17 protein-coding genes and 4 pseudogenes are annotated in these 21827 nt (G+C 68.4%); 9 read left to right on the top strand and 12 right to left on the bottom strand.

The genetic code is table 11. From position 1 onward, the window contains the following. Nucleotides 1-22 precede the first annotated feature (22 nt). Nucleotides 23-2122 (bottom strand): SpoIIE family protein phosphatase, encoded by a 2100-nt coding sequence (locus tag AB0L95_RS33910; protein WP_365168500.1) that lies wholly within the window; start codon nucleotides 2120-2122, stop codon nucleotides 23-25. Between the two features lie 406 nt (nucleotides 2123-2528). Further along, nucleotides 2529-2804, bottom strand: coding sequence for a hypothetical protein (locus AB0L95_RS33915; protein WP_365168502.1), 276 nt, complete (start codon nucleotides 2802-2804; stop codon nucleotides 2529-2531). 165 nt (nucleotides 2805-2969) lie between these two features. On the opposite strand from AB0L95_RS33915, the gene AB0L95_RS33920 reads away from it, so the two are divergent. Further along, nucleotides 2970-3758, top strand: a complete 789-nt coding sequence (locus tag AB0L95_RS33920) for a crotonase/enoyl-CoA hydratase family protein (RefSeq protein ID WP_365168505.1) — start codon at nucleotides 2970-2972, stop codon at nucleotides 3756-3758. 530 nt (nucleotides 3759-4288) lie between these two features. On the opposite strand, the gene AB0L95_RS33925 is transcribed toward AB0L95_RS33920, so the two are convergent. Next, nucleotides 4289-4948: an AMP-binding protein gene (locus AB0L95_RS33925; protein WP_365168508.1), complete on the bottom strand. Its 660-nt coding sequence runs from the start codon at nucleotides 4946-4948 to the stop codon at nucleotides 4289-4291. 131 nt (nucleotides 4949-5079) lie between these two features. Beyond that, nucleotides 5080-5400 (bottom strand): annotated as a pseudogene (locus AB0L95_RS33930) (AMP-binding protein); the annotation flags it as partial. A 512-nt stretch (nucleotides 5401-5912) separates the two neighbouring features. Here AB0L95_RS33930 and AB0L95_RS33935 point away from each other — a divergent pair. After that, complete coding sequence (locus tag AB0L95_RS33935; protein WP_365168510.1) at nucleotides 5913-6437, top strand: GNAT family N-acetyltransferase; 525 nt, start codon at nucleotides 5913-5915, stop codon at nucleotides 6435-6437. 99 nt (nucleotides 6438-6536) lie between these two features. On the opposite strand, the pseudogene AB0L95_RS33940 reads toward AB0L95_RS33935, so the two are convergent. Both AB0L95_RS33940 and AB0L95_RS33945 read right to left on the bottom strand, forming a co-directional pair. Then, nucleotides 6537-6707 (bottom strand): annotated as a pseudogene (locus tag AB0L95_RS33940) (transposase); the annotation flags it as partial. Nucleotides 6708-6747: 40 nt separating this feature from the next. Continuing rightward, the gene (locus tag AB0L95_RS33945; RefSeq protein WP_365168513.1) at nucleotides 6748-7062 is read right to left on the bottom strand and encodes a transposase; all 315 of its coding nucleotides are present in this window, start codon (nucleotides 7060-7062) and stop codon (nucleotides 6748-6750) included. A gap of 287 nt (nucleotides 7063-7349) precedes the next feature. On the opposite strand from AB0L95_RS33945, the gene AB0L95_RS33950 reads away from it, so the two are divergent. Beyond that, on the top strand, nucleotides 7350-8441 hold the full coding sequence (locus tag AB0L95_RS33950; protein WP_365168515.1) for an aromatic acid exporter family protein: 1092 nt from the start codon (nucleotides 7350-7352) through the stop codon (nucleotides 8439-8441). Nucleotides 8442-8713: 272 nt separating this feature from the next. Here the strand turns inward: AB0L95_RS33950 and AB0L95_RS33955 are convergent, their stop codons facing one another. Beyond that, the gene (locus AB0L95_RS33955; RefSeq protein WP_365168518.1) at nucleotides 8714-9700 is read right to left on the bottom strand and encodes a L,D-transpeptidase; all 987 of its coding nucleotides are present in this window, start codon (nucleotides 9698-9700) and stop codon (nucleotides 8714-8716) included. A gap of 264 nt (nucleotides 9701-9964) precedes the next feature. Continuing rightward, nucleotides 9965-10645: an SDR family NAD(P)-dependent oxidoreductase gene (locus tag AB0L95_RS33960; RefSeq protein WP_365168607.1), complete on the bottom strand. Its 681-nt coding sequence runs from the start codon at nucleotides 10643-10645 to the stop codon at nucleotides 9965-9967. Nucleotides 10646-10795: 150 nt separating this feature from the next. On the opposite strand from AB0L95_RS33960, the pseudogene AB0L95_RS33965 reads away from it, so the two are divergent. Both AB0L95_RS33965 and AB0L95_RS33970 read left to right on the top strand, forming a co-directional pair. After that, a pseudogene (locus AB0L95_RS33965) lies at nucleotides 10796-10918 on the top strand (LysR family transcriptional regulator); the annotation flags it as partial. Nucleotides 10919-11118: 200 nt separating this feature from the next. Beyond that, a complete protein-coding gene (locus tag AB0L95_RS33970) occupies nucleotides 11119-11637 on the top strand; it encodes a LysR substrate-binding domain-containing protein (protein WP_365168610.1) in 519 nt (172 codons plus the stop codon). Nucleotides 11638-12253: 616 nt separating this feature from the next. On the opposite strand, the gene AB0L95_RS33975 is transcribed toward AB0L95_RS33970, so the two are convergent. Then, the gene (locus AB0L95_RS33975; RefSeq protein WP_365168521.1) at nucleotides 12254-12862 is read right to left on the bottom strand and encodes an ABATE domain-containing protein; all 609 of its coding nucleotides are present in this window, start codon (nucleotides 12860-12862) and stop codon (nucleotides 12254-12256) included. 98 nt (nucleotides 12863-12960) lie between these two features. On the opposite strand from AB0L95_RS33975, the gene AB0L95_RS33980 reads away from it, so the two are divergent. Beyond that, nucleotides 12961-13743, top strand: a complete 783-nt coding sequence (locus AB0L95_RS33980; protein ID WP_365168613.1) for an MBL fold metallo-hydrolase — start codon at nucleotides 12961-12963, stop codon at nucleotides 13741-13743. Nucleotides 13744-13877: 134 nt separating this feature from the next. Here the strand turns inward: AB0L95_RS33980 and AB0L95_RS33985 are convergent, their stop codons facing one another. Both AB0L95_RS33985 and AB0L95_RS33990 read right to left on the bottom strand, forming a co-directional pair. Further along, nucleotides 13878-14813, bottom strand: a complete 936-nt coding sequence (locus AB0L95_RS33985; RefSeq protein WP_365168523.1) for a LysR family transcriptional regulator — start codon at nucleotides 14811-14813, stop codon at nucleotides 13878-13880. A 284-nt stretch (nucleotides 14814-15097) separates the two neighbouring features. Further along, nucleotides 15098-16399: a hypothetical protein gene (locus tag AB0L95_RS33990; protein WP_365168526.1), complete on the bottom strand. Its 1302-nt coding sequence runs from the start codon at nucleotides 16397-16399 to the stop codon at nucleotides 15098-15100. Nucleotides 16400-17223: 824 nt separating this feature from the next. Between AB0L95_RS33990 and AB0L95_RS33995 the strand changes: the two genes are divergently transcribed. After that, nucleotides 17224-17919, top strand: coding sequence for a glycerophosphodiester phosphodiesterase family protein (locus AB0L95_RS33995; RefSeq protein WP_365168528.1), 696 nt, complete (start codon nucleotides 17224-17226; stop codon nucleotides 17917-17919). 805 nt (nucleotides 17920-18724) lie between these two features. Continuing rightward, a complete protein-coding gene (locus AB0L95_RS34000) occupies nucleotides 18725-19024 on the top strand; it encodes a hypothetical protein (RefSeq protein ID WP_365168530.1) in 300 nt (99 codons plus the stop codon). A gap of 449 nt (nucleotides 19025-19473) precedes the next feature. Here AB0L95_RS34000 and AB0L95_RS34005 read toward each other — a convergent pair. Further along, nucleotides 19474-20977, bottom strand: a pseudogene (locus AB0L95_RS34005) (hypothetical protein); the annotation flags it as partial. A 472-nt stretch (nucleotides 20978-21449) separates the two neighbouring features. Between AB0L95_RS34005 and AB0L95_RS34010 the strand changes: the two are divergent. Continuing rightward, on the top strand, nucleotides 21450-21746 hold the full coding sequence (locus AB0L95_RS34010) for a hypothetical protein (protein WP_365168532.1): 297 nt from the start codon (nucleotides 21450-21452) through the stop codon (nucleotides 21744-21746). Nucleotides 21747-21827: the final 81 nt, after the last annotated feature.

Genomic DNA, 21827 nt, shown 5'->3' on the forward strand with positions numbered 1-21827 from the left:
AGTGATGCGTGTCCTGACGAACCTACGGCCGCTCTTCGGGGCGGGCCGTGGTTGGGGGCGGGAGAGTCTGTTCGGCCCACACGGTCTTGCCGTCGGCGCTGTAGCGGACGCCCCAGTTGTGGGTGAGTTGGGCGACGATGAACAGGCCGCGACCGCCTTCGTCGACCGTCTTGGCGTGACGCAACCGCGGTGCGCTGTAGCCGCTGTCGTTGACCTCGCAGGTGAGTGTGCGGTCCTTGATGAGCCGCAGTTGTAGAGGCGGAGCGCCGTAGCGGACGGCGTTGGTGACCAGTTCGCTGACGATCACTTCGGCGGTGTATGCGGATTCCTCGTCCACACCCCAATCCCTGAGCTGGTGTTGGGTGTGGGTGCGCGCCGTGGCGACGGCTCGGGGCTCGTGTTCGAGATGCCAAGTGGCGACCTGGTCGACCGGGAAGGTGTGGGTGCGGGCGAGGAGAAGGAAGCCGTCACCGTGACCGGGGCCGCTCCGCAGCCGGTAGAGCACGTCATCACACAGATCCTGCAGGGGCCGGTCAGGGTGGGTCAGCACCTGCTGGAGGGTGCGGGTGTCCGGGGTGCCTGCACCGGACCCGGAGTCGGGCAGGAGGGATGCGGTGTAGAAGGCGAGGATGCTGCCGTCGGCGACCGTGACCGTGGTGGTGGCGAAGGGCGGTCCCTCGGCACTGCCCAGGGGAGGTCCGCTGGGCGCGTCCGGGATCTCGGTGGTGCCGTCGGGGTGGGCAATGACGGGTGGGGGGTGGCCGGCCCGGGCGATGGTGCAGGTGTGGTTGAGGGGGTCGTAGATCGCGTACACACTGCTTGCCGTCAGCGGCTGCCGGTGCAGGGGATCGCCGGTCGGCAGAGCTGCGCGTTCCTGGGCCAGGCTCACCGTGGTGTCGTTGAGGCGTGCGAGGAGCTCGTCCGGTTCAATGTCCAGTGCGGCCAAGGAGTGGATGACGGTCCGTAGCTGCCCCATGGTGGTGGCCGCGTGGATGTCGTGGCCGGCCACTTCGCCGACCACCAGCGCGGTGCGGGCGCCGGACAGGGCGAAGGTGTCGAACCCGGCGCCACCGCCCATCTCGGACGGTACGTGCAGGTGGGCGGTTTCAATGCTGGTCTGCGACGCAGGACTGGCAGGCAGCAGGTGGCGCTGGACCGTCGATGCGATGGTGTGCTCGCGGGTGTAGCGGCGAGCGTTGTCGATACACAGCGCCGTGTGGGCGGCCAGTTCGATGCTGAGGGCGACGTCGTCCTGGTCATAGGGGTCGTCCTGGCCGGTGCGGTAGAGGCTCATCAGTCCGAGCACGGTTCCGCGCAGAGTCAGGGGTGTGGTGATCAGGCTGTGAGCACCGGAGGCGCGGAGCGCCTCGGCGCGTGATGGGACGCCGGCCAGCCAGGGCGTGTCAGGGCCCAGGGCGACAAGGCGGGGCTTGAGGTCGGCCAGGGCCTGGGCGTAGGGAGTCGGGAACGGCAGAGCGCGCACGTCACCCACCGGAAGTGCCCGCACCTCCTCCTCCTCCCCCTCGCCGCCGCTGCGGCTGAAGGCGGCGGCACGGCGCAGCGGCACCTCCGGTCCCAGAGGGCTCAGCGGAGGGTCTTCGCCGCGTACGACTGCGTCCACCACTTCCACCACGGCGAAGTCGGCGAAGTCCGGCACCACGGCCTGTACCAGTTCCTCGCAATTGGCCACCACGTCGAGGGTCCGTCCCACAAGCTCACGAACCGAGCCGAAGACGCGTACCCGGGCGCGCGTCTTTTCGCGTTCGGTGACATCGATAACCTCTGCCAGCACCCCCAAGATCGTCCCCTGCCGGTCCTCCAGGCGAGATGCCGAGACGGAGAACAGGTACTCCGGCCCCGGCGCGGCCTTCCGACGTGCCCTCACCAGTTGCTCCCGTGCGGGCGTGCCGCTCTCCAGCACGCTGTGCAGCATCGCCTCAAACGCACCGGGTGCGGAAAGGTCATACACGTCGTTGCAGTGTCGGCCCGTGATCTGTTCACAGGGCACTTCGTCCAGGAGTGGCGGGGCGGCTTTGACCCGCAGGATCCGCAGGTCCGTGTCCAGGACGAGCAGGCCTGTCGGGGACTGGTGAAAGAGGGCTTCCAGTACTGCAGCACTCACGCCGGGCGAGATGGCTTCGTTTTGCGACACGACAACACACCTCCACCATCCAGACTGCTCCTAGTTCCCATGCGCCGCTTCCACGCCTCGTAGGACGTGGTGTCGGAACGTGCGGCCGCCGTTGCGGCCCAGCCCGGTAGTCCAGCGCCGGCTGGCCCATCGCCGCAGCGAAGGGGGCAGGACGGTGCTGGTCGGGCGGGACGTCACCCTGCCGTAAAAGGTCCCCGACCACCCGGCGCGCTGAGGCCGCAGCACCGCGCCGGTCTCCCGCGCGCCCTGCGTCGGGGCGCTGCATGAAACACCTTTGCGATAGGATTGTCCGGTTCGCCCCGATCTGTCTGGTCGGTGGTCAGGGAAGCGTTGCGCCAGCTGCGCGCGTGAGCGCTCGATCGCCGTTCCGAGCCCCTCATCCGAATTCGACGAGATCATGCCGAAGACGCTCGCCATCGCAACGGTCGACCGGCGCATGCACCACGCTCACATCGTCGACAACCAGGGTGACAGCCACCGCCTCATCCAGGCCACAAGCGGACGGGGAGTGAAGCCCTTCAACCGATCCGACCGCCCCATGGGCGGGCAACCGTCTGGCCATGCGACCCGTCCCCTGGCCGAGTGGCGTGAGGTGCTCGACGCCGCGGGCCTCACCTACGGAGTCGTCCAGACGATCGAGGAGTGCGCCCACGCCCCCAACTCCCGGCCAGCGAGATCCTCGTTCCCATCGACGACGGCAGTCCGGAACCGCACCTGACCATCGACAGCCCCGTGCGGCTCGACCAGAACGGCCCCCGTTCCACACCGCCCGGGGCACAGCCACCTCGGCGGAGGGCGGGGGACGGGAGAGAAAGGAATGACCACCATGAGTGCGGCCACTGACACCCCGACGGTGCACACCGAGCAACGCGACGGCATCTTCGTGATCACCATCGACCGACCGGAAGCCCGCAACGCCATCAACGGCGCCACTGCGCACGCGCTGGCCGCCGCCATCGACGAACTCGACGCCCGCGACGACCTCGTGGTCGGCATCCTCACCGGCGCGGGCGGCGTCTTCAGCGCGGGCATGGACCTCAAGGCGTTCGCGGCCGGCGACACACCCGTCATCCCCGGACGGGGCTTCGCGGGCATCACCCGCACCCAGATCAATGCCCCGCTCATCGCCGCCGTCGAGGGCTACGCGTTGGGCGGCGGAACCGAGATGGCGCTCGCCTGCGACATGATCGTGGCCGCACGGAACGCCACCTTCGGCCAGACCGAGGTCCACTACGGCATCGTGCCCCCGGAAGGCGGCATGGTGCGCCTGCCCGAGCGCATCCCCCGCAACATCGCCCTGGAGTTGCTGCTCACCGGCGACCCCCTCCCCGCCGAACGGGCCGAGCAGCTCGGCCTCGTCAACCTCCTCACCGAGCCCGGCGCGGCATTGACGGGGGCCCTGGAGCTCGCCGACCGCGTCGCACACAACGCTCCTCTGGCGATCACGGCCGTCAAACGCGTCGTCAACGAGCGGACCGCGTTCCGCGACCAGGACGCCCTCAGCGAGCAGGACCAGATCGTTGCCCCTGTGTTGGCTTCCCAGGACGCGAGGGAAGGGGCCCGCGCCTTCGCCGAGAAGCGCTCGCCGCACTGGCAGGGCCGCTGACACGTCCCGCAGCCCCTGCGGGACGCCGAGCTGACGGTGCGCTTCGAGGGCATTCGGATGCTCCACGCCACGGGACTGGGTGACTCCGCCGAGTCCGGGCAGGTGCTCTCGGTGGAGTACGAGGGGGAGTGCGGCGCGTACCAGCTCGCGATGTACGTGGACAGCCTGCCGACCTCGGCCAGGCCAACGGCAACTCGGGGCAGGCCGGAGCCTCCACCGATCCCGGAACGGTTCAGTAGAGCCTCCCGGCAACGCAGCCGGTGAACCGGTGGAGGCGTCCCACTTCGGCACCGCCGTGTGCGGACGTGGGCGGAGACAGGCCATCAGCCCCAGGTGATGCTGGCGCAGCCGGTAGCCGACGGGCCGACTCCGCCCGCCTCATTCAGCGGACCACAGAAAATCGGGTGGCGCAGCCCGACACATCGACCCGCTGCGACGCGAATACCCGTCAGTGCCCCACCGTGGCCAGTGCTCCCTCACACCCCACCTTGGCCGTCGGCGGATCTCCGGTCCGCCCGCCCCAAGTCGCCTCACTGCCTGCCCAGTTCGGACGGCGGGACGATGTCCCGCTTGAGGATCTTGCCAGTGGGTCCCTTCGGCAGCGCGTCCGCGATCCATACCTTCCGCGGATATTTGTAGGCGGCGACCTGTCGCTTGACGTATACGCGCAGTTCCTCGGCTGTCGTTCGGGCGCCCGGCTTGAGGACGACCGCAGCCCCGACTTCCTCACCGAGATCGGGGTTGTGCAGACCGATGACCGCGGCATCGGCTACCGCCGGATGCTTGTACAGCACATCTTCGATCTCGTGGGGGTACACGTTGTACCCGCCCCGAATGATCACGTCCTTCGTCCGCTCGACGATCCAGAAGTATCCGTCCTGGTCGACCCGGCCGAGGTCGCCGGTGTGGAACCAACCGTCCCGGACCGCGGCGGCGGTCTCCTCGGGGCGCTGCCAATAGCGCTTCATCACGTTGTGCCCACGGATCACGATCTCGCCGGTCTCCCCGAGCGGCACCTCCGTGTCGTCCTTGCCGACCACCCCCATCCCGACGCCCCGGATCGGGGTGCCGACCGAACCGGGCTCGGGCCCGTCCTGCAAAGTGTTGAACGAGGCGACGGGCGAGGTTTCGGACAGGCCATACCCTTCGAGTACGACGCAGCCGAACGTGGCCTGGACGTCGTGCAGCACCCCGATCCGTGCCGGTCGGTTGGGTCCTGGGCGAGCGGGCCGGACGCAAGCAGCCTGTCGAATTCGCCGGGACCAACGACGACCACTTCGGCCTCGGCCTCCTGTGCACCGGTCCGCGCCTCGTCGGCGACGGCGTGCCAGGCGAACAGCAGCCGGGCACCCGAGTCACCGAGGTAGTAGGCGACCTCCCTGGCCATGAGCAGGGGATTCATCGGAACGACCACGCCGCCGGCCCGGAGTACACCGAAGGAGGCGACGGCGAACTCGGGCACGTTGGGCAGCATGATCGCGACGCGGTCGCCCGGTTTCACTCCGCGGTCGTGGAGCAGTTCGGTCATGCGGGCGCTGCGCTGGTCGAGCGTGCCATAGAAGACGCTGTCGTCGCCCAGACGCAGCGCGGCGCGCTCCGGGTGGGTCCGAGCGCTGTCCACCACGCATGATGCGAGGTTCACGCCAGCTCCTCTCCCCAGCGTCCTGAGCCTCGTAGGCCCGTAGCCCCAGCGGGATCGGCCCCAATGCCGGTGCCGGTTTCGCCTCGCCCTCGATGGGCTCTGTGGAACTGATCATCCGATGCGACGGTTCCACTGCCAGGGGCTCGCGCGCTCCGGGGCGTCCAGTGCGTCGCACTGCGAGCCAGTCCCGGCGGAGCCTGCCTTGATGCAGGCGACGCTACGCCCTGCAGCAGACGCCATGCCACTGCACGGCAACGGAGGCGATCCCGGGCATGCACGCAAGAGCGTTCCGGTGGTGAGCACTCCGGTGACGATCGACCGCGCCCAGGACCCCTGTCCACCGCAGTGAGCGTGCAGGTTCCCGATGATTCTACGAAGCCGGGAGGGAGTAATTGTCAATACCTGTACATCAGTTGAGCTCGCTCAGGCGGCGATAGATGTCTGTCGTTCTTCCAGGGGCGGCCCCTGCGGCAGCTCGGTGTGGGGGCGGATGCCTGTGCGAAGATCGCGGCGTGAACGATCTACGCCTCCGTCTCGCTGACGACGCCGATCTTGCCGCTGTCGTGCGTCTGCGCGACGACGCGGCCCGCTGGATGCTTGCCCAAGGCGTCACTGGTCAGTGGCAGCCTGGTGAGCTGGGCGGGGACCACTTCCGCCGGATCATGAAGAGCGGGGAGGTATGGCTCGCAGAGGTTGCCGGTCGTGTGGTCGGGGCGTGGGAGCTTTGGTGGGAGGACGAGGATGCCTGGGGGCCGCAGCCGCCGACGGCTGGCTATGTGCACCGGCTGATGGTGGACCACAGAAGTGTCCCGCCCGGGACAGGGCGACAGCTTCTGCGAGTCGCGGAGCGCCGCGTGGCCGAGGCGGGCCGACCGTTGGTTCGTCTGGACTGCCTGGCCACCAACGCACGCCTGAGTGCGTACTACCTCAGCGCCGGCTATCGGGTCGTGGGACGCAAGGAGGGTAAACCGCAGCCAGGGGGTACGCCCAAGTCGTTCACGCTCCTCGAAAAGTCTGTACGGGATGAGTTGAGGTAGGTCAAGCGGCGAGGGCCTAGGGACGCTCAACGAGCTGGCCGCGTTCGAAGCGGGCTCCGGCGCGGACGAGGGCAACGAAGTGGGTCCGTTCACGGCCCGCCAGCGGGCCTGGGCAGACTCGACGAGCTTGAAGACCATGGCCAGGGCGTCGGCCGCGCTGCCGGCACCTCGGGTGACCTTGGTCCGCAAGCGGACGGTGGCGAAGGTCGACTCAATCGGATTCGTGGTGCGCAAGTGGATCCAGTGCTCGGCGGGGAAGTCGTAAAACGCCCAGCGGAAGCACCTTGCTGATCTTCGGGGACTTGCGGCATCACGGCGGCAGAGTCGCCGAGGAGAACCGCTTGCGCTCGCCGGTGGCCTCGTCGACGCGCCTGTCGTTCACGCGCGGGGCCTTCACCTCGACCATTCCGGCTGCGGTCGTGACCTTCCTGGGCTGGTGATAGCCGTTGCGCACGACCAGGCGACGCCCCCTCTCGTCACGCTGATCGGCCAACTCGGCTATGTAGGCATTGACTTCGGCCTCCAGCGCGGCAGCCAGCATCCGCCTCGCGCCCTCGCGGACGATGTCGTCGATCAGGGAGGAGCCGCTGGAGCTGGTGCCGTCGTCGTTCACTACGCTGAGCACGAGCGTGCCTTCCCGGCCGGTGCTGCGAACACCGGTCCTACTCGGTGACCAATCGCTCAATCACCCAGGAAGGTACGTCCTTCCCGGGCTGATCCGTGCACCCGGACGGCGGTGGAGCCTACGCGGTGGCGAAGAAGGATCCGACCAAAACGGACTACTGTTCCTTCTCCGTGCGGGTCGGATTGGCTCGCCTGCCCTTCGTGACACCCCTTGGACCGTGAATGGATGCTCGTGCGCGCACCGCTGCAGTGCGCTCCCAGATGGTGGCCGGATTCGGGGATGGTGTGATGGTGGTGCGTACCGCCATCGCTGCCGCGCTCTCTTGGTGGATCGCGACCGCACTGCTGCATTCCGATGCGGCCACGCTGGCGCCCGTGGGTGCGATCCTGGGGGCGCACACGACGCCGTTCGCAACCGCGCGCAAGAGCCTGCAGCGTGCGGCCGGGATCGGTTTCGGGTTTCTGCTGGGCGTCGCCGCGGCCGCGTCGCTGGGCGTGAACACCATCACGATGCTGCTCACCGTCTTGATCGGCATGTATGCGGGCAGACTGCTGCGGCTAGGGCCGCAGATGCATCAGATCGCCCTGACCGCGGTGCTGGTGATGGGCACCGCCCAGCATTTCGGATACGGTGCGACCCGCCTGGAGGACAACGTGGTAGGCGTCCTCATCGGCACTCTGATCGGTCTCCTGCTGCCCGCACCCGGATTCACCCGGCGCGGGGGCGAGGAACTGGCCCGCCTGACGCGGCAAATCTCTGACTTGCTGACCGACGTGTCCGGCCACCTCGCCGCAGGTGACTGGGCGGCGTGCAGCGGGCAGTGGGTCAACCGTGCCCGGGGACTGTCCAAACGGGTGGAGTCCGTCCGTAAGGCGGTGCGCGACGCGGAGGACGCTATTCGGTTCCGCCCCCGCGCGGGCAGGGCACGGCCCCGGATCAACCGGCTCGCTGAGGCCACCCAGTGTCTGGATCACGTCGGTCACCAGGTCCGCGGCATCACCCGGGGTCTGTACAACCTGACTTTCCGTGAAGGCCGACCGCCTGCCCTTCACTGGGACCAGCACGACAGCCACCTGCTGCCGGAGCCCGCGAGCGCCCCACCGGGTCTTGACCGGGTCCTGGCCGATCTGGCCACCCTGCTCGGACAGTTGGCCGACGTCCACACTCTGGAAGACGCACCCGACCCGAACCTGCTCCTCCAGCTCAGAACTCTCCTCGGCGCCGCAGAGACCAGCTTCCTGCGCACCGCCCTCGACCAGTCGCCCGCCTATGCGGACTGGAGAGTCCTGTGCACCGCGGGCATCCTCGAGGACGCCCGCAAAATGATCCACGAACTCGACCCGGACAGCGGCCCGCATCGCGGCGCCTTCCACGCATGAGAGTCAGCCGCAGTCACCGACTCCGGCAGCCCGGGGGACGACACCGGCTCGGCTTGGTGTCGCCCAGCCTTGCTGGGAGGCAACGGCCGTTGCCAGGGGACGATCCTGGAAAGGGCGACCGCCCATGGGAACGATCTGACGGCTACAGCGTCAGTGCACTCCGCACGGCGATCGCCGAACTGCACTCATGGCTTGAGTCGTCATCGGCCGAGCGTTCCAGCAGCTTGCGGTCGACATCATCGAGTGCTGACTGGCGCCCGCACCGCGGTGCGTCACAGCGTCGCGGTCGTCCCCTCCCCGGACGCGCTGCCCGCGAGCCACCCGTCCCATCCCAGGTTGAAGTCGGCGTAGCCGTTGTCGGCGGGGGCCTTGGCACGGGGCGAGCCGGTGATGGTGATGGGGTCGCCCTGCTTGACCTGGTCGTAGAACCACTTGGCGTCCGACATGGACAGGTGGACGCAGCCGTGTGAGCCGCGGGCGCTCCCGCTGCCCGGATTGGGGTCGCCGGTCGAGTAGTGCACGTACGTGCCGGACTGGGTCAGGTGGACGTCCCAGGGCAGCGTCAGGTCGTAGTAGTTGGGGCTGCCCTTGTCGCAGCTGATGCCAACGCTGCAGGAGGTCATGTGGACCTTCTCCTGCTTGTCGATGACGGCCATCGTGCCGTTCCACGTCGGATACTGAGCGCTGCCCGCATTGATCGACAGGGTGCGCACCACATTGCCGTTCCGGGTCACCTTCATGGTGTGGCCGGTGACCGAGACATCCGCGCGCACGTCGTCGCCGACGGTGAAGGTGTGCGTGTAGCTGCGCACGCCGTAGCGTCCGTTGCCGTTGCTGACGCCGTTCATGTCAGCGTCGATCTTCACCTTTGTACCGGAGGGCCAGTACGTCTTCGGTCGCCAGTCGGCGCGCTTGTCGCCGAACCAGTGCCAGGCGCCGACCACCGGCTGCGAGGCGCTCACCTTCATGTGCTTCTCCACCGTGGCCCGTGCCTTTGTCGCCACCGGGTTCGTGAAGACCACCGAGATCGGCATGGCCACGCCGACCGTGGTTCCCGACTGCGGGGTGATCGCCTCCAGCAGCATCGGCGGGCCTGCGGGCTTGGTCGGTGACGGAGAGGCGCTCGCACTCGGCTTGCCCGACGCCTTTGCGTCGTCCCCGCTCGCCTTGTCACTGCCGCCCCCGCCGCAGGCACTCGCGCCCACTAGCATCGCAGCCGTGACGAGTGCGATCCCTATGCCGCTCTTGCGCCGTCCCACGACCTGCCCCGCTCTCTCGTTCTTCGGCCCTGGCGGGCCCGACTTTCTGTCAGACAGCCAGGGTGCGGGCCGCAGTTGCGTGCGTTGCGTAAAACGTGTCTCAAAAATCGGTGGGCACCCCGGGTCGGGGACCACGAGGGGCGCGACAACGTCGCCTCTGCACCGCCGGGCAGCCGTCTGCGCCGACGGCGCTCGACAGCAGCGGCCAGCCGCTGGTGGGCAGCGTTGAGCCGTAGTCCGGTCGAGCAGGAACACATCAGAACGTCACCATGGCACGACTCCATTGTCGTCGACCAACTGACCGGTGGGACCGTCGTCGGGCAGAGCCGCCAACCGGATGGCGATCATCGCCCCCTGCTCAGGGGTCTGAGTACCGCTGAACCCATTGAGGTCGGTAGCCACGTAGCCGGGGCAGGCGTTGTTGATCAAAATCTTGATGTCGCTCAGCTCCTTGGCGTACTGAATGGTGATGGCGTTGAGGTAGGTCTTCGTCGGCGCGTAAGCCCCGCTGATCCCTCCGACGTCGACACCGGGCGTGGTCTGCAGGGCCAGAGAACCTACATGGCTGGACTGGTTGACGCTCCGGGGGTGCGCCGAGCGGCGCAGCAGCGGCAGCATCGCGTTGGTGACCCGGATGACGCCGATGACGTTGGTCTCCACCAGCCGTCGCACGGTATCCAAGTCGATGGTGGTCGGGTCCTCCGGCCAACTACCTGCGAGGTCGGCGTTGTTGACCAGCACGTCAAGCCGTCCCGCTCGCTCCTCGATCAGTCTCGCCGCGGCGGTCACGCTCTCGTCGTCGGTCACGTCCAAGGGCACGCCGAACGCGTCGGCACCTGCCGCGCGCAGTTCCGCCACGGCGTTCATCCTGCGCTGCTCGTCTCGAGCGCCGACACCGACGCTCCAGCCCAATGCGCCCAGCCCGGCCGCGATCTCGTACCCGATTCACTTGTTCGCGCCGGTGACCAGCGCGATCGTCTTCTCACTCATGACAGCGAGCATGGCTGCGCTTCGACCAGGCACCAACACCATCTCGGTAATGCAGCAATACCTGAGCGACATCAATCGACCGCCCGCCGGAGTTACTGTGACTGCGTGGAGATACGCGAGCTGCAGTACTTCGTCGCCATCGCCGAGGAACTGCACTTCGGCAAGGCCGCCCAGCGTCTGGAGATAGCCCAGCCGCCCCCGTCCCGTGCCATCGCCCGACTCGAACGACAGCTCGGGGTCACGCTGCTGGAGCGCACCAGCCGCAAGGTCACGCTCACGGAGGCCGGGGCCGTGCTGCTGTCCGAGGGGCGCGCGATCCTCAGCGCGGTAGCCGCAGCTGAGCGGCGTACCCAGCAGGCTGCGCAAAGGCGCCCTCGCCTCGTCGTCGCCCCGTCAATCCGGCACCGCCGGCGAGTTGGCTGGCCAAACTGCTCGATGGCTACCACGCGGAGCCCGGCGCGGCCACCGTCGATCTGTTGCTCTGCGAGGCGCATCAGCAACAGAAATTGCTGCAGAATGGGCAAGCCGATGTGGCTCTGCTGCACTTGCCATTCGATTCGGCGGTCGGACTCGACACCGAAATTCTGTATACCGAGGGACAGGTGGTGATCCTGCCGACCTTTCACCCACTTGCCAGCCGCTCTCAGATCCGGGTGGCCGAGGTCACCGCATTGCCGGAACTCCCGATGGCTCGTTGGCCCGGTCCTGACGGCAGCTATCCGGAGGGACCAGGGGCAGAGGTACGGAACCTGACACAGCTCTTCCAACTGATCGCGCTCGGCCGTACCACCGTGATCATGCCCGAGTCCGCCAGCAACGACCTGCGCCGGGATCTGGCCGCCGTGCCGGTCCTGGATGCTCCGCCCGTGACAACGGTGATCGCTTGGCCGTCGCAGAGCCGACTTCGCGCAGTCGCCGACCTGCTTCGCGTAGCAACACGTCTTTGACCGGCCGTCCTGCATCCGCTCGCGCGGAATGCGGTTGACTGTTCGGACAGCCGCCCGGCAAACGGTCAAACTACCCGACGCGCTCATCGGGAATCGGGGGTTGGGTTGGATCTCGATCCGCCCGTCTGGGCTGTCGGCGCGGTGGTAGATGCCTCGGTAGTCGCTCCCGCGCTCGGTGAAGGTTCCACTGAGGCGGTCGCTGACGAGTTCGCGCCGTAGAGCTGGGCGAACGTCTTGATCGCTGCTTCGGCGCGGTCGCCTCCGCGCCCGGCGCCTATCTCGTCGATTGGACCAGTGAGCACTTCCTGCTTGCTCGGTCTGCGCGACCGGGTTTTCCAGCACCTGCAACAGGTGCCCCCTGACTCCTTGGACGGCTTCGCCACCAGGGACCTGCTCTCCCGGCTGACCGGCGACATCGGAACCGTCGAGTCGCTGCGCCGCCTGCGAACGCCTCATCGAGGGCTCCGCATCGGCGCGGTCCAGGAGACCGCTCCGCGGCCGGTCGTCCCGCCGCCGGCCGAACCGGCGTGCGGTGCCGACACCTTGGAGGACGTCAGCTTCTGCTGCCCCGGCAGGGAATTTCGGCACTTTCCCGTGGGGACCCTGGGGCGGTGCGTCACGCCGAGGCGCTGCTGCGCCGGGCGTAGGCGCGGGCGGCGCGGGCCCGGTCGCCGCATCGGGTGGAGCACCAGTGGCGTCGGCCGTGGGTGCGCAGGAGGAACCGGTCGCAGGGGGCGGAGCCGCAGGTGGCGAGGAGGTCGGCGTCGGAGCCGGTGAGCAGGTCGGCGGCGTCGGCGGCGAGGGTCGCCAGCGCATGGTTCACGGCCTGGTCGGTGGGGTGCGCGTGGATGCGGCGCAGCCCTTGCGCCCCGTCCCAGGCGAGCAGGGGTGCCGTGGGCACGGCCGTGAGTGCCTCGTTCACCGCCCGCAGGGATTCCTCGGGCGGCATGGTGCCGTCGACGCGCGCGGCGAACAGAGCGCGGACGTGATCACGCAGCGTGCGCATCCGCTGTGCGCACACGTCGTACATCTGCACGTCCGGGGTGGCCAGGTCTTGGGTGGCGAGCCAGTGCATGGCGGAGCCGGGGGCGGCCAACAGGTCGTAGCCCTGGCCGGCGGGCAGGGTCGCGGCGGTGTCGGCGAAGTCCAGGGAGCGGTGCCGGTCGGCCCCAGGAGCCGGGGGCAGAGCGGCCCGCGTGATGTCGGTGCCCACGGTCTTGTTCATGTCTCTCATGGTAGCGCTTGCGTTTTTCCGTGACGCCCGCCTAGCGTGTGCTCACGGAAAGCGTGGAGTCTTTCCGTGAGGAGTGAGGAGTGACGAGTATGTCCCTGCACGACGCCCAGCAGTTCCCGGTCCGCGTCTTCGGCGGCCCCACCGCCCTGTTCGAGTACGGCGGCCTGCGCTTTCTGACCGACCCGACCTTCGACGGCCCAGGCGACTACCCCTCGCGGGGCCGGGTGTTGACCAAGACCGCTCCTTCCGCCGTCGACCCCGCTCAACTCGGCCCCATCGACGTGGTCCTGCTCTCGCACGACGAGCACGCAGACAACCTCGACACCTCCGGCCGGGCGCTGCTCGCCGACGTCCCGCTCACCCTCACCACGCCCGGCGGCGGTCAGCGCCTCGGGAAGCAGGCCAAGGGCCTGGGCAACTGGGAGTCCGTCGAGCTGAACCGCCCCGACGGCGGCACGATCACGGTGACCGGCGTACCCGCCGTGCACGGCCCCGGCACGCGTGAGGAGATCGAGCTGATCACCGGCCAGGTCGTCGGCTTCATCCTGACCGGAGACGACCTGCCTACCGTCTATGTCAGCGGCGACAACGCCTCACTCGACGCGGTCAAGGAGATCGCCGAGCGTTTCGCCCCGGTGGACACCGCCGTCCTCTTCGCCGGAGCCCCTCGCTTCAGTTCCCTCTTCGACGGCGCGCTGATTGTCCTCGACAGTGCCCAGGCCGCCGAGGCCACCCGGATCCTCCGCGCTCGTCGCGTCGTTCTCGCCCACTACGACAGTTGGGCTCACTTCACGGAGGGCCGCGACGAACTGGAAGCCGCCTTCACCGCCGCCGGCCTTGCCGACCGCCTGGACTGGGGCCGGCACATCTGACCCGACCGACTGAAAGCCACCTCTCCAAGGCAGTTCATCAACCGGAAGCGGAACCCTCTGCCCGAACTGCACCGGCTGGGCCAGACTTGAAGCCGCGCCCGAATCGGATCGGATGATCGAAGACGCGACAGTGTTCAGCGCGGAATCACCCAGGCCGGCGCCCAGGTCCCGGCGGCGGCGTGGCCGGCCGCTGTGGCGGCGAGGTGGGCGCGGAGCGTGGCCAGCGCTGGGTGGGGGTTGTCGCGGTGCCAGAGGAGCGAGTGAGGGTAGACGGGCGTCGGATCGGTCACCGGGATGCGGCGCAGACCGTGACCGGCGGGCCAGACGAGGCGGGTCTGCTCGCCCATGAAGGTGGCCAGGGCCGGGGTGTCCGCGACGGTGTCCAGGAGTGCGTCGGAGCCGAAGTTGGGGCCGGTCGCCTCGATGGTGAGGCCGAACTCGGCGACCAGGTCGTCGTAGTAGGCGGCCCACTCGGTACCGGGGACGATGCCGGGCATCCAGATCCGGTGCCCGCCGAGCTGAGCGACGGTCACCGACCGTACGCCCGCCAGCGCGTGGGCAGGGCCGGTGAGGAGCTGGAGCGCCTCGTCGAGCACTCGGACGGACTCGATGTCCTCGGGAAGGGGCCGGCCGGGCATGGCGACGGCGCGAAAGGACGCGTCGATCGCACCGGACCGGATGGCGGCGACGGCCGTCTCGATGTCGAACAGCATCACCACGTCGAGGTCGATCTCGGGGTGCGCGCGGTGGAAGCCGCGCATCAGGCCCGACGCCGCGCCGCGTGAGGCGATGATGTCGACGCGCAGCGGACGGCGGCCGGTGCGCACCGACGCGACCGCGCGCTCGGCGACGCGCAGCAGCTCCCGTGCGTGGGACAGGAACGCCTGCCCGTCGATGGTGAGCTCGGCGCCGCGCGCGGTGCGGGTGAACAGTCGCACGCCGAGGTTGCGCTCCAGCGCGGCGATGCGCTTGGAGACGGCCTGCTGGGTGACCGCCAGCTCGGCGGCGGCCTCCTGGAACTGCCCCGCGTCGGCGGCGGCGACGAAGGTCCGGACGGTGTTGAGGTCCATGTCGACACCGTATAGGCACAACCGTTGGTTGTGGCCGACTGCGGTTGTTTGATCCCCGGGTATGGCGCTCGCCTTGATGCTTCCGATCGCGGATCGGTTGTGCGGGGGAGTGGCGAGAGGCGTCGGGTATGAGGAGGGGGTGCCGGCTGGGCCATCTGCTCGGACTTCGGCTGGAGTGGCGCTGCGGCGGTGAGGTTTCGCAGGCGGGTGATGCAGCCGTCGACCTGGTTGTGGTCTTCACGGACGGTGATGTGGAAGACCCGGGCGAGTTCGAGGAGGCGGCGTCAGCCGCAGTGCCAGCCGGTCTCTTCCTCATATGCGACCAACTGTTCGAAGGCCGGGCGCAGTCCGCGGATAAGACTGGTGCACAAGTTCTCCCAGGGGAAACTGTCCACGTTGCCCAGGGTCTCCCAGGGGACACCGGTACCGGCCGTCCGGGTGAAGGTGGGCTCCCAGTCCGCGGAAAAATGGATGACACCGATCACTGGACCGGTGAACCGTCCAACGGACGCGCAGTCAGGAAGAGAGGGTAGGGTGTCGCTCTTCCACGTGTGGTTCCTTCCGGATTCTGGAAGAGCTCGTAGAGCCCTTTCGTTCTTCTTGCGGATCGTCGCGTACTCTCCCTCGCGTATCATCCCGGGCACAAACAGGAGCAGGCGCTGGGGCGGGAGAATACGCATGGCTTCGGACAACTCCCACATCGTTCCGGCGCTTGAGCCCAGCGTGAGAGTGACCAGGCGGGCCCGCGCCATGAGGTCTCGCACAGGTTGATGCCAGGACGTTTTCGGCAGATACGTGCGTACTGCTCCCGCAAAGGGAAGAACTTCGTCGGGTGCACCGACGGCGACCAGCGGTCCGACGGGGCGCAGCGTGTCCGCGATATGTTCTTCCTCGTCGCGGCTGGATGCGACCAGGCCGACAAAGCCACCCGGAAAGATGGACGTGCCGTGGGGCGTTTCGTAGTGTTTTAACGCGGTGCGGGCTTTGTCGTCCTCGAATGATCTCAGGTACAGCACGTAGGAGCCGGGGCGGAGGGCATCCGGTGACGCCATAGGTACTTTGAGATGCCTGCGGCCTTTCAGGAATAGCTTCCGACTCTGATTGAACACGGACACACCCACCATCGCCACTATGCCGAAGAAGCCGCTCGTCGACGAGACGGGAAGAATGTGGCGAAGTCCCCAAAATGACAGTCCGAGGGCTCCCAGGCAGCATGGCCAACCGGCCAGCCACATCCCGATCCCCATGAGCGGGGATTGGCCGGGAAGGAGGGTGTAGGGAGGGCCCTGCTGTGCGTCGTCCTGCGACCGCGATAGCTCCGGAGGCGTGGTGCGAGGGTAGGGGAAATCCCAGGAGCCGCGCCAGTACAGTTTTTTACCGTACGGAAGGGCCCAGAAGATGCCTGCCGTCGAGAGCGAGAGCACCAGGCCGACCAACCACGTCCTCTGGCCGCCGCTACTTTTTCCAGGATTGGACAGAAGGATGCGGATGGTCAGACCGGCAAGCAGAACGGGTACGACCGCCCGCAACAGCACACCGGCCAACTGAAGGCGGGTCTTGTAGAGCGCCAGGAACGCCAGCAGCATGTTTCCTATGACAAGACCATAGAAATAGCTGTGGGCGACACCCAGGGCAGCGAATAATGAAAAAATTCCGAGAAACCGCAGACTGCGGGCCGGCTGAAAAGGGGGCGGCACTAGGTAGAGGGCCCTGGGTGGCGCGGGGATCTGTATCACCCATGCCGTCAAGAAACCCAGGACGTAGCCGGGTGCAGGGATCACATCGGTGAGCCTGAGTCCCCCCGCCCCCGTGAGAGCGCTGCAACAACTGACGCCCAATGTTCCTCCCGTGGCGAATCTGCCGCCGTGGCCGGAGTTCTCTTGTGCACAGCTCCGCCACTGACGACGTGTGCCGTACCGTCCCACCCAACTCACCTTGCGTTGACTGGCACTTGGGCGGGCATCCATGACGATGCCACCTCGCTGCCCTGTGGTTCCACGCACGGCGCGGAGTGAGGCCGCTCGCCATGTCGGGCTGGGCCTCCAGCAGGTCGGCCAGCCGCGCGCATCCGGCGAGCGGGCGTACCGTCTGGCGGCGTTCGCGTAGTGCCCTCGCCGGCGCGCCGGTGACCTGGTCGACGCCCGATCCGACCATACCGAGCAGCGCGAGCATCGAGGCCGCCTCACCGAGCGCGGACTGCATCTGTTCGGGCAGGGTCTGCCCGAACCGGGCGGCCAGCCCGCCGCGGCGCAGGTACAGGCCCGTGACTGGAGCTGGGGCGGGCCGCGCGCGGCCGGACGGGCCCGTTAGGCTTGGGCGCTCCGACGGGCGGTCGCCCGTCGCCCGGCGGGGCGGGGGTACGGCACTCGTGCGGCTGCCCCGGACCACCACACCCAAGGACGGCAACCGAGTGTCTTTCTTCACCATCGGCCACCGCGGTGTCATGGCCGCCGAGCCGGAGAACACCCTGCGCTCCTTCCTGCGGGCCGAACGCGAGGGGCTGGACGGGATCGAACTGGACCTGCACCTGAGCAAGGACGGCGAGCTGGTCGTCATGCACGACGAGACCCTGGACCGCACGACGGACGGCTCCGGTCCGATCGCCGACCAGAAGCTGCGGAAGCTCAAGAAGCTCGACGCCGGCCTCGGCGAGCGCATCCCCACGTTCGGGGAGGTACTGGATGCCGTCGGGCCGACGCTGCCGATCCAGGCGGAGATAAAGGACGTGGCCGCCGCCCGGTCGCTGGCCAAGGTGCTCACCGACCGTGACCTGCTGGACCGGGTCTCGGTGCTGTCGTTCCACGACGTCGCGCTGATCGAGATCCACAACCTGCTGCCACAGGCCCGCACCGTGCTGGTGGCAGGCCCCAGCGCGCACCGCGACACCTTCGTCGGCCGCGCTCAGAAGGTCGGTTCCACCCTGGTCAGCGTGGAGCTACGCCAGCTGAACCGGGCCATCGTGGAGAAGTGCGGCGCCGTCGGCATCGACGTGATGGCCTGGACCGTCAACGACGAGCGCGACCTGGCGCTGGCCCGGACGCTCGGGCTGGTGGGCTGCGTGACCGACCAGCCCGGCATGAAGCGGCTGGTCGAGGCCACAACCTGACCTCAGGCGTCCGGGACCGAACCGGCCGCCCATGCGGTCACACGAGAGCATGAACGCCGTGGGCGCAGCCCCCCGCGCGGGGGAACCGGAACCACGGCCCGTTCGCCGGCGTCAGGCCGGCTGCTTGACCAGCCCAGACGTCCCCCGGCGCGCACTTGGCACAGGAAGCGGCGGCCCTGGTCGGTTCCACGGCGCCGGTCACAGTGCGGCGCCGCTCCTCGGGCAGGCTGCGGCGCACCTCATCCGCGCGTTCCGCCTCCCCGAGCACCTCCTCGTGGCGGACCTGGCCGTTGAGACTGCGGGCCAGATTGCTACGAAGGACCACGGTGGACGTGCCTTGTGCGGACTGGAGAGTCAGCGCTTCGCGGGCAAGTCTGGCGCAGGAAGAACCAGGCTCGGGTCGATCTTTCCGCGCGCGCATCACGACGCTGCAGGGCGTAGAGCATCTCCCGGCGCAGCACCGGCTGGAACGGGACCGGTGAGAACCGGTGGGCGCGCCGGTACGGTGTCTGCCTCTATCTAGAGGTCCAACTCGATGGCTGACACGTGTGTTTGGGCCGTAAAGCTCTCGTGTGCCTCACTGATATCCGACGCGGACCCCGTCGGCCTGATCACCCGCGTCGAGAAGGACCTCGATCACGCGGCCGTCCGGGGGGCCTCGGCGTCGCCGGAGGCCGTGCAAAGCCGCGCCGGCTCGCCGAAGCCCTGGCAGCCCGGCCCAAGGTCCTGGCCGATGGCCGCTCTCCGTCGCCGTGCCGTTCGGCAACTGCCGCGAACCATCCAACGTCAAAGCCGGCGGAAGCGCGTGTCCCATCCGCTTCCAGTACGCGGCTGCGGTTTCTACCGGCCCGGCCCTTCCTACCTCCCGACCATCAAGGAGCACATCAACTCGTTGCGGGCCGACCGGTTCACCGCCGAGGCGATGGACGCCGACCCCTTCGTCACCCGCAACCTCAGCGACCAGATCGCCGCGTTCCAACAGGTCCTGAGCGCGATGCGCAAGCAGTTGGACGCGATGGGCTCCGAGGAACGCCCGGAGGTCGAAGAGGCCAGTGCCGTGTTGCGAAGGCGCGAGCCAGCCGCGGACGCACCACCCTCCCGTTGACGGCGATGAACCGGAGGTCCTCGTGGCCCAGTCATCGGCGACGAACTCGAGCGCGCGGAGCCGGACTCTCGCGCAGGTCCTTCAGGAAGCCCGGCTCCGGGACAGCCAGGCCAAGCGAGCCCGCGTCCTTGAGGCGATCCGGTCTCTTCAGCAGAGCGACGAGAAGATCACACACATTACCGTCGCTCGCACCGCTGGCGTCTCTTCGTGGCTCACCTATGCCGACGGCGTGCGCGAACACGTTGATGCCGCCATCAGCGGACAGGTCCCGCCTCCCTGTACATGCGGGACAACCCGGCCAGCTCGACCAGCCTCCGCGTCGATCTCGAACTGGCCGGCGAGGAGATCCGCAAACTCCGCGCCGAACGCGACCAGCTCCAGCGCAACGCGCGCCTCCACTTCGGCCAGCAGCTCGACCAGATCGGCACCGCCGATCTCATTACCCGGGTCCGCGGCAGACCCGATATCACGGCAGGCGGCAGGGATGGGTTGGCTGCTGCTTCCGCTACCTGCCAGTCCGCGTCGGTGAGCAGCTCTACGATGACCGGTGGTGGGAGTGCTGGGTGGCCGGCGGCTACGGGTCTCACCTGTTTGTTCGCCAGACAGACGAGCAGCGCTGAGGCCATCGCCCCGTGATGCCGGGCCACCTCACGAAACACCTTCTGCACCGTCGGTTCGTGCCGGACCAGGTCCTCCAGCAGCGCAGGGGTCGCGTCTGGGTTGGTCGCCACCTTGGCCAGGACACGGACGCCGTGTCGGTCGACCATGGCGCGCAACTGCGCTTCGGTGAGGCCGGGGTGCGGAGCGAGAGCCTTGACCACCTTCGCGTCGGGGTCGTCGGCCAGCCGGTCGCGTATCTCGGGCGGCAAATCGCGTCGTTGGGCCACGAGCATTCGGGCAGCCGGGTCCGGTGACTTGGCCAGCTCTTCGACCTCGGCGGGAGAGGAGGCGGCAATACGGGGCAGAAGGGTGATGCCGCCGATCTTGGCAGTCCGGGCCAGGTGGGTGAGCACGTCGAGCGGTACGCGAGGATGGTGTGCAAGCCTGCGGCGCACGTCCGGGTCATGGTCAGCGGCCAGCGCACGGATCAGGGCATCGTCGATCGCGGGATTTTCGGCAAGGTCGGCGCGGACACCGGGAGTGGGGTCCAAGGCGAGTCGTGCGCACTCCTGCTGGGGCAGGTCCTGTCGGGCGGCGAGCGCCCAGCGCAACAGCATCGACGGATGGTCCACGAAGCCGACGATGGCTTCGATGGGGGTGGCAGGGTTACGGAGTGCCGCCTCCCGCATGTGGTGGACGGTGGACTCGTGGGAGCCGTCGCAAGAGGCGCCCGGCGGCAGATCGCAGTCGAGTCGTGAGCACTGCGGATCGTGGATGAAGGGGGTCTCCTCGCGGTCACAGACCAGACAGCGCCGGAGGCAGCCCCTCCCCGGTCACCAACGCTGCCAGTACGGCTGGGGGCGTCGCCTCGTTACCCGCCACCGCGCGGCGGACCTCGGCGTGCGGATGCGCCGCGAGCCTTAGGGCCATGTCTGGGGCGGTCCACAACGCGAGCTCGGCGACGACACGTACGTCCGGGTCCGCCGCGAGCGTGTCCACCACGTCGGACGGGAGGCCGGGGCAGGCTGCCAGCTTCTCCCGCCGTTCACGGACCGGGTCCGCCGCGAGGAGACGCGCCCACTCAGGGCGGCCGACACCTTGGTCGAGCAGGGCCAGGGCGGCATCCGGCCAGACAGAGGGATCGATGTCGGCGGCGGTCAGCCGACCCGCGTACGCGAGCTGCACCGCGCTCTCGTCGACGCGCTCGGCCAACGCGACCGCCTGTGCGTGGCTGAGGTCCGCGCGACGGGCGAGGTCCGTGGCGATGTCGTCGTCCGCGATGGATATCAGCCGGTCGACCAGCTCGGACGACAGGACTGGATAGGTGGCGAGCCCGCACCGGATGTGATGCACAGAGACATCCTGCCCGGAGCGTGAATGATGAGTTCGGGATTTTTTGATGCCAACGAGCTGCTGGCGGAACGACCGGACACGTGCTTGGCGCGGTACCTGGCGAAACCCGCCAACCGAAGCGCTCAGTCACAGCAGCTCCTGAGCTGACGCACGATAGTCGTCACAACTGCATGCTTGTTGTCACCGAGTGGCACCAGGGGCCAGGTTTTCAGGATCGTCCCGACTCGATGGACGGCCGCAGTTCACGCGTCAGCCGCGCCGACGGCGCTGCTGCTGACGCCACCGCGGCGAGCGTGGTGTGTGGGCGTCCACGAGGCGCACTGTGTCGAGATCAGGACCGATCCCGTAGGGGAGGACATGGGATGCCCAGAGCGCCCCCATGCCGCAGACCAGAACGGAATTGATGACGGCCTGTGCGCGGTACCGCGCCGGCTGCTGCTCATCCCCTGTCTCATCGTCGGTCCTGACACCGATGGGCGCATGGACCGGGGTGCCGACGTCACATACGCCGACGAACCAGTGCCGATCTCTCGCCGAGGCGGAGCGCGCCGACGTGCTGCGCCGAAGCCTGCCCGAGGAGCAGAGCCGCCCAGAGGCCGGCGCCGTCGAGTCGGCAATGGCCACGGACCTCCTGGGGCTGGGCCGCGGTAGCGAGGCCCGTACCCGGGCCGCGGTCACCCATGACGCCTGCCTGGCCGCGTTCGGCCCGAACCACCGCCGCATCGCCGAGGCACGGGAACTGCTCGACTGCATCATCGACGGCGCTTGATCGAACGCGCCGCGTCGGCTCAGACGGCGCAGGGGCGCGTTGCGGGTGACTTTTACGCGAACTGGGAACCGTATGAGGACC

Source organism: Streptomyces sp. NPDC052036, assembly GCF_040680495.1.
Classification (GTDB): domain Bacteria; phylum Actinomycetota; class Actinomycetes; order Streptomycetales; family Streptomycetaceae; genus Streptomyces.

Bases quoted from the DNA above. Each gene is read 5' to 3' on its own strand.
- AB0L95_RS33990 (WP_365168526.1), bottom strand. From the start codon at position 16,399: ATGCTGCTGGCGTTCCTGGCGCTCTACAAGACCCGCCTTCAGTTGGCC.
- AB0L95_RS34010 (WP_365168532.1), top strand. From the start codon at position 21,450: ATGGGCGCATGGACCGGGGTGCCGACGTCACATACGCCGACGAACCAG.
- AB0L95_RS33985 (WP_365168523.1), bottom strand. From the start codon at position 14,813: ATGGACCTCAACACCGTCCGGACCTTCGTCGCCGCCGCCGACGCGGGG.
- AB0L95_RS33980 (WP_365168613.1), top strand. From the start codon at position 12,961: ATGTCCCTGCACGACGCCCAGCAGTTCCCGGTCCGCGTCTTCGGCGGC.
- AB0L95_RS33920 (WP_365168505.1), top strand. From the start codon at position 2,970: ATGACCACCATGAGTGCGGCCACTGACACCCCGACGGTGCACACCGAG.
- AB0L95_RS33975 (WP_365168521.1), bottom strand. From the start codon at position 12,862: ATGAACAAGACCGTGGGCACCGACATCACGCGGGCCGCTCTGCCCCCG.
- AB0L95_RS33950 (WP_365168515.1), top strand. From the start codon at position 7,350: ATGGTGGTGCGTACCGCCATCGCTGCCGCGCTCTCTTGGTGGATCGCG.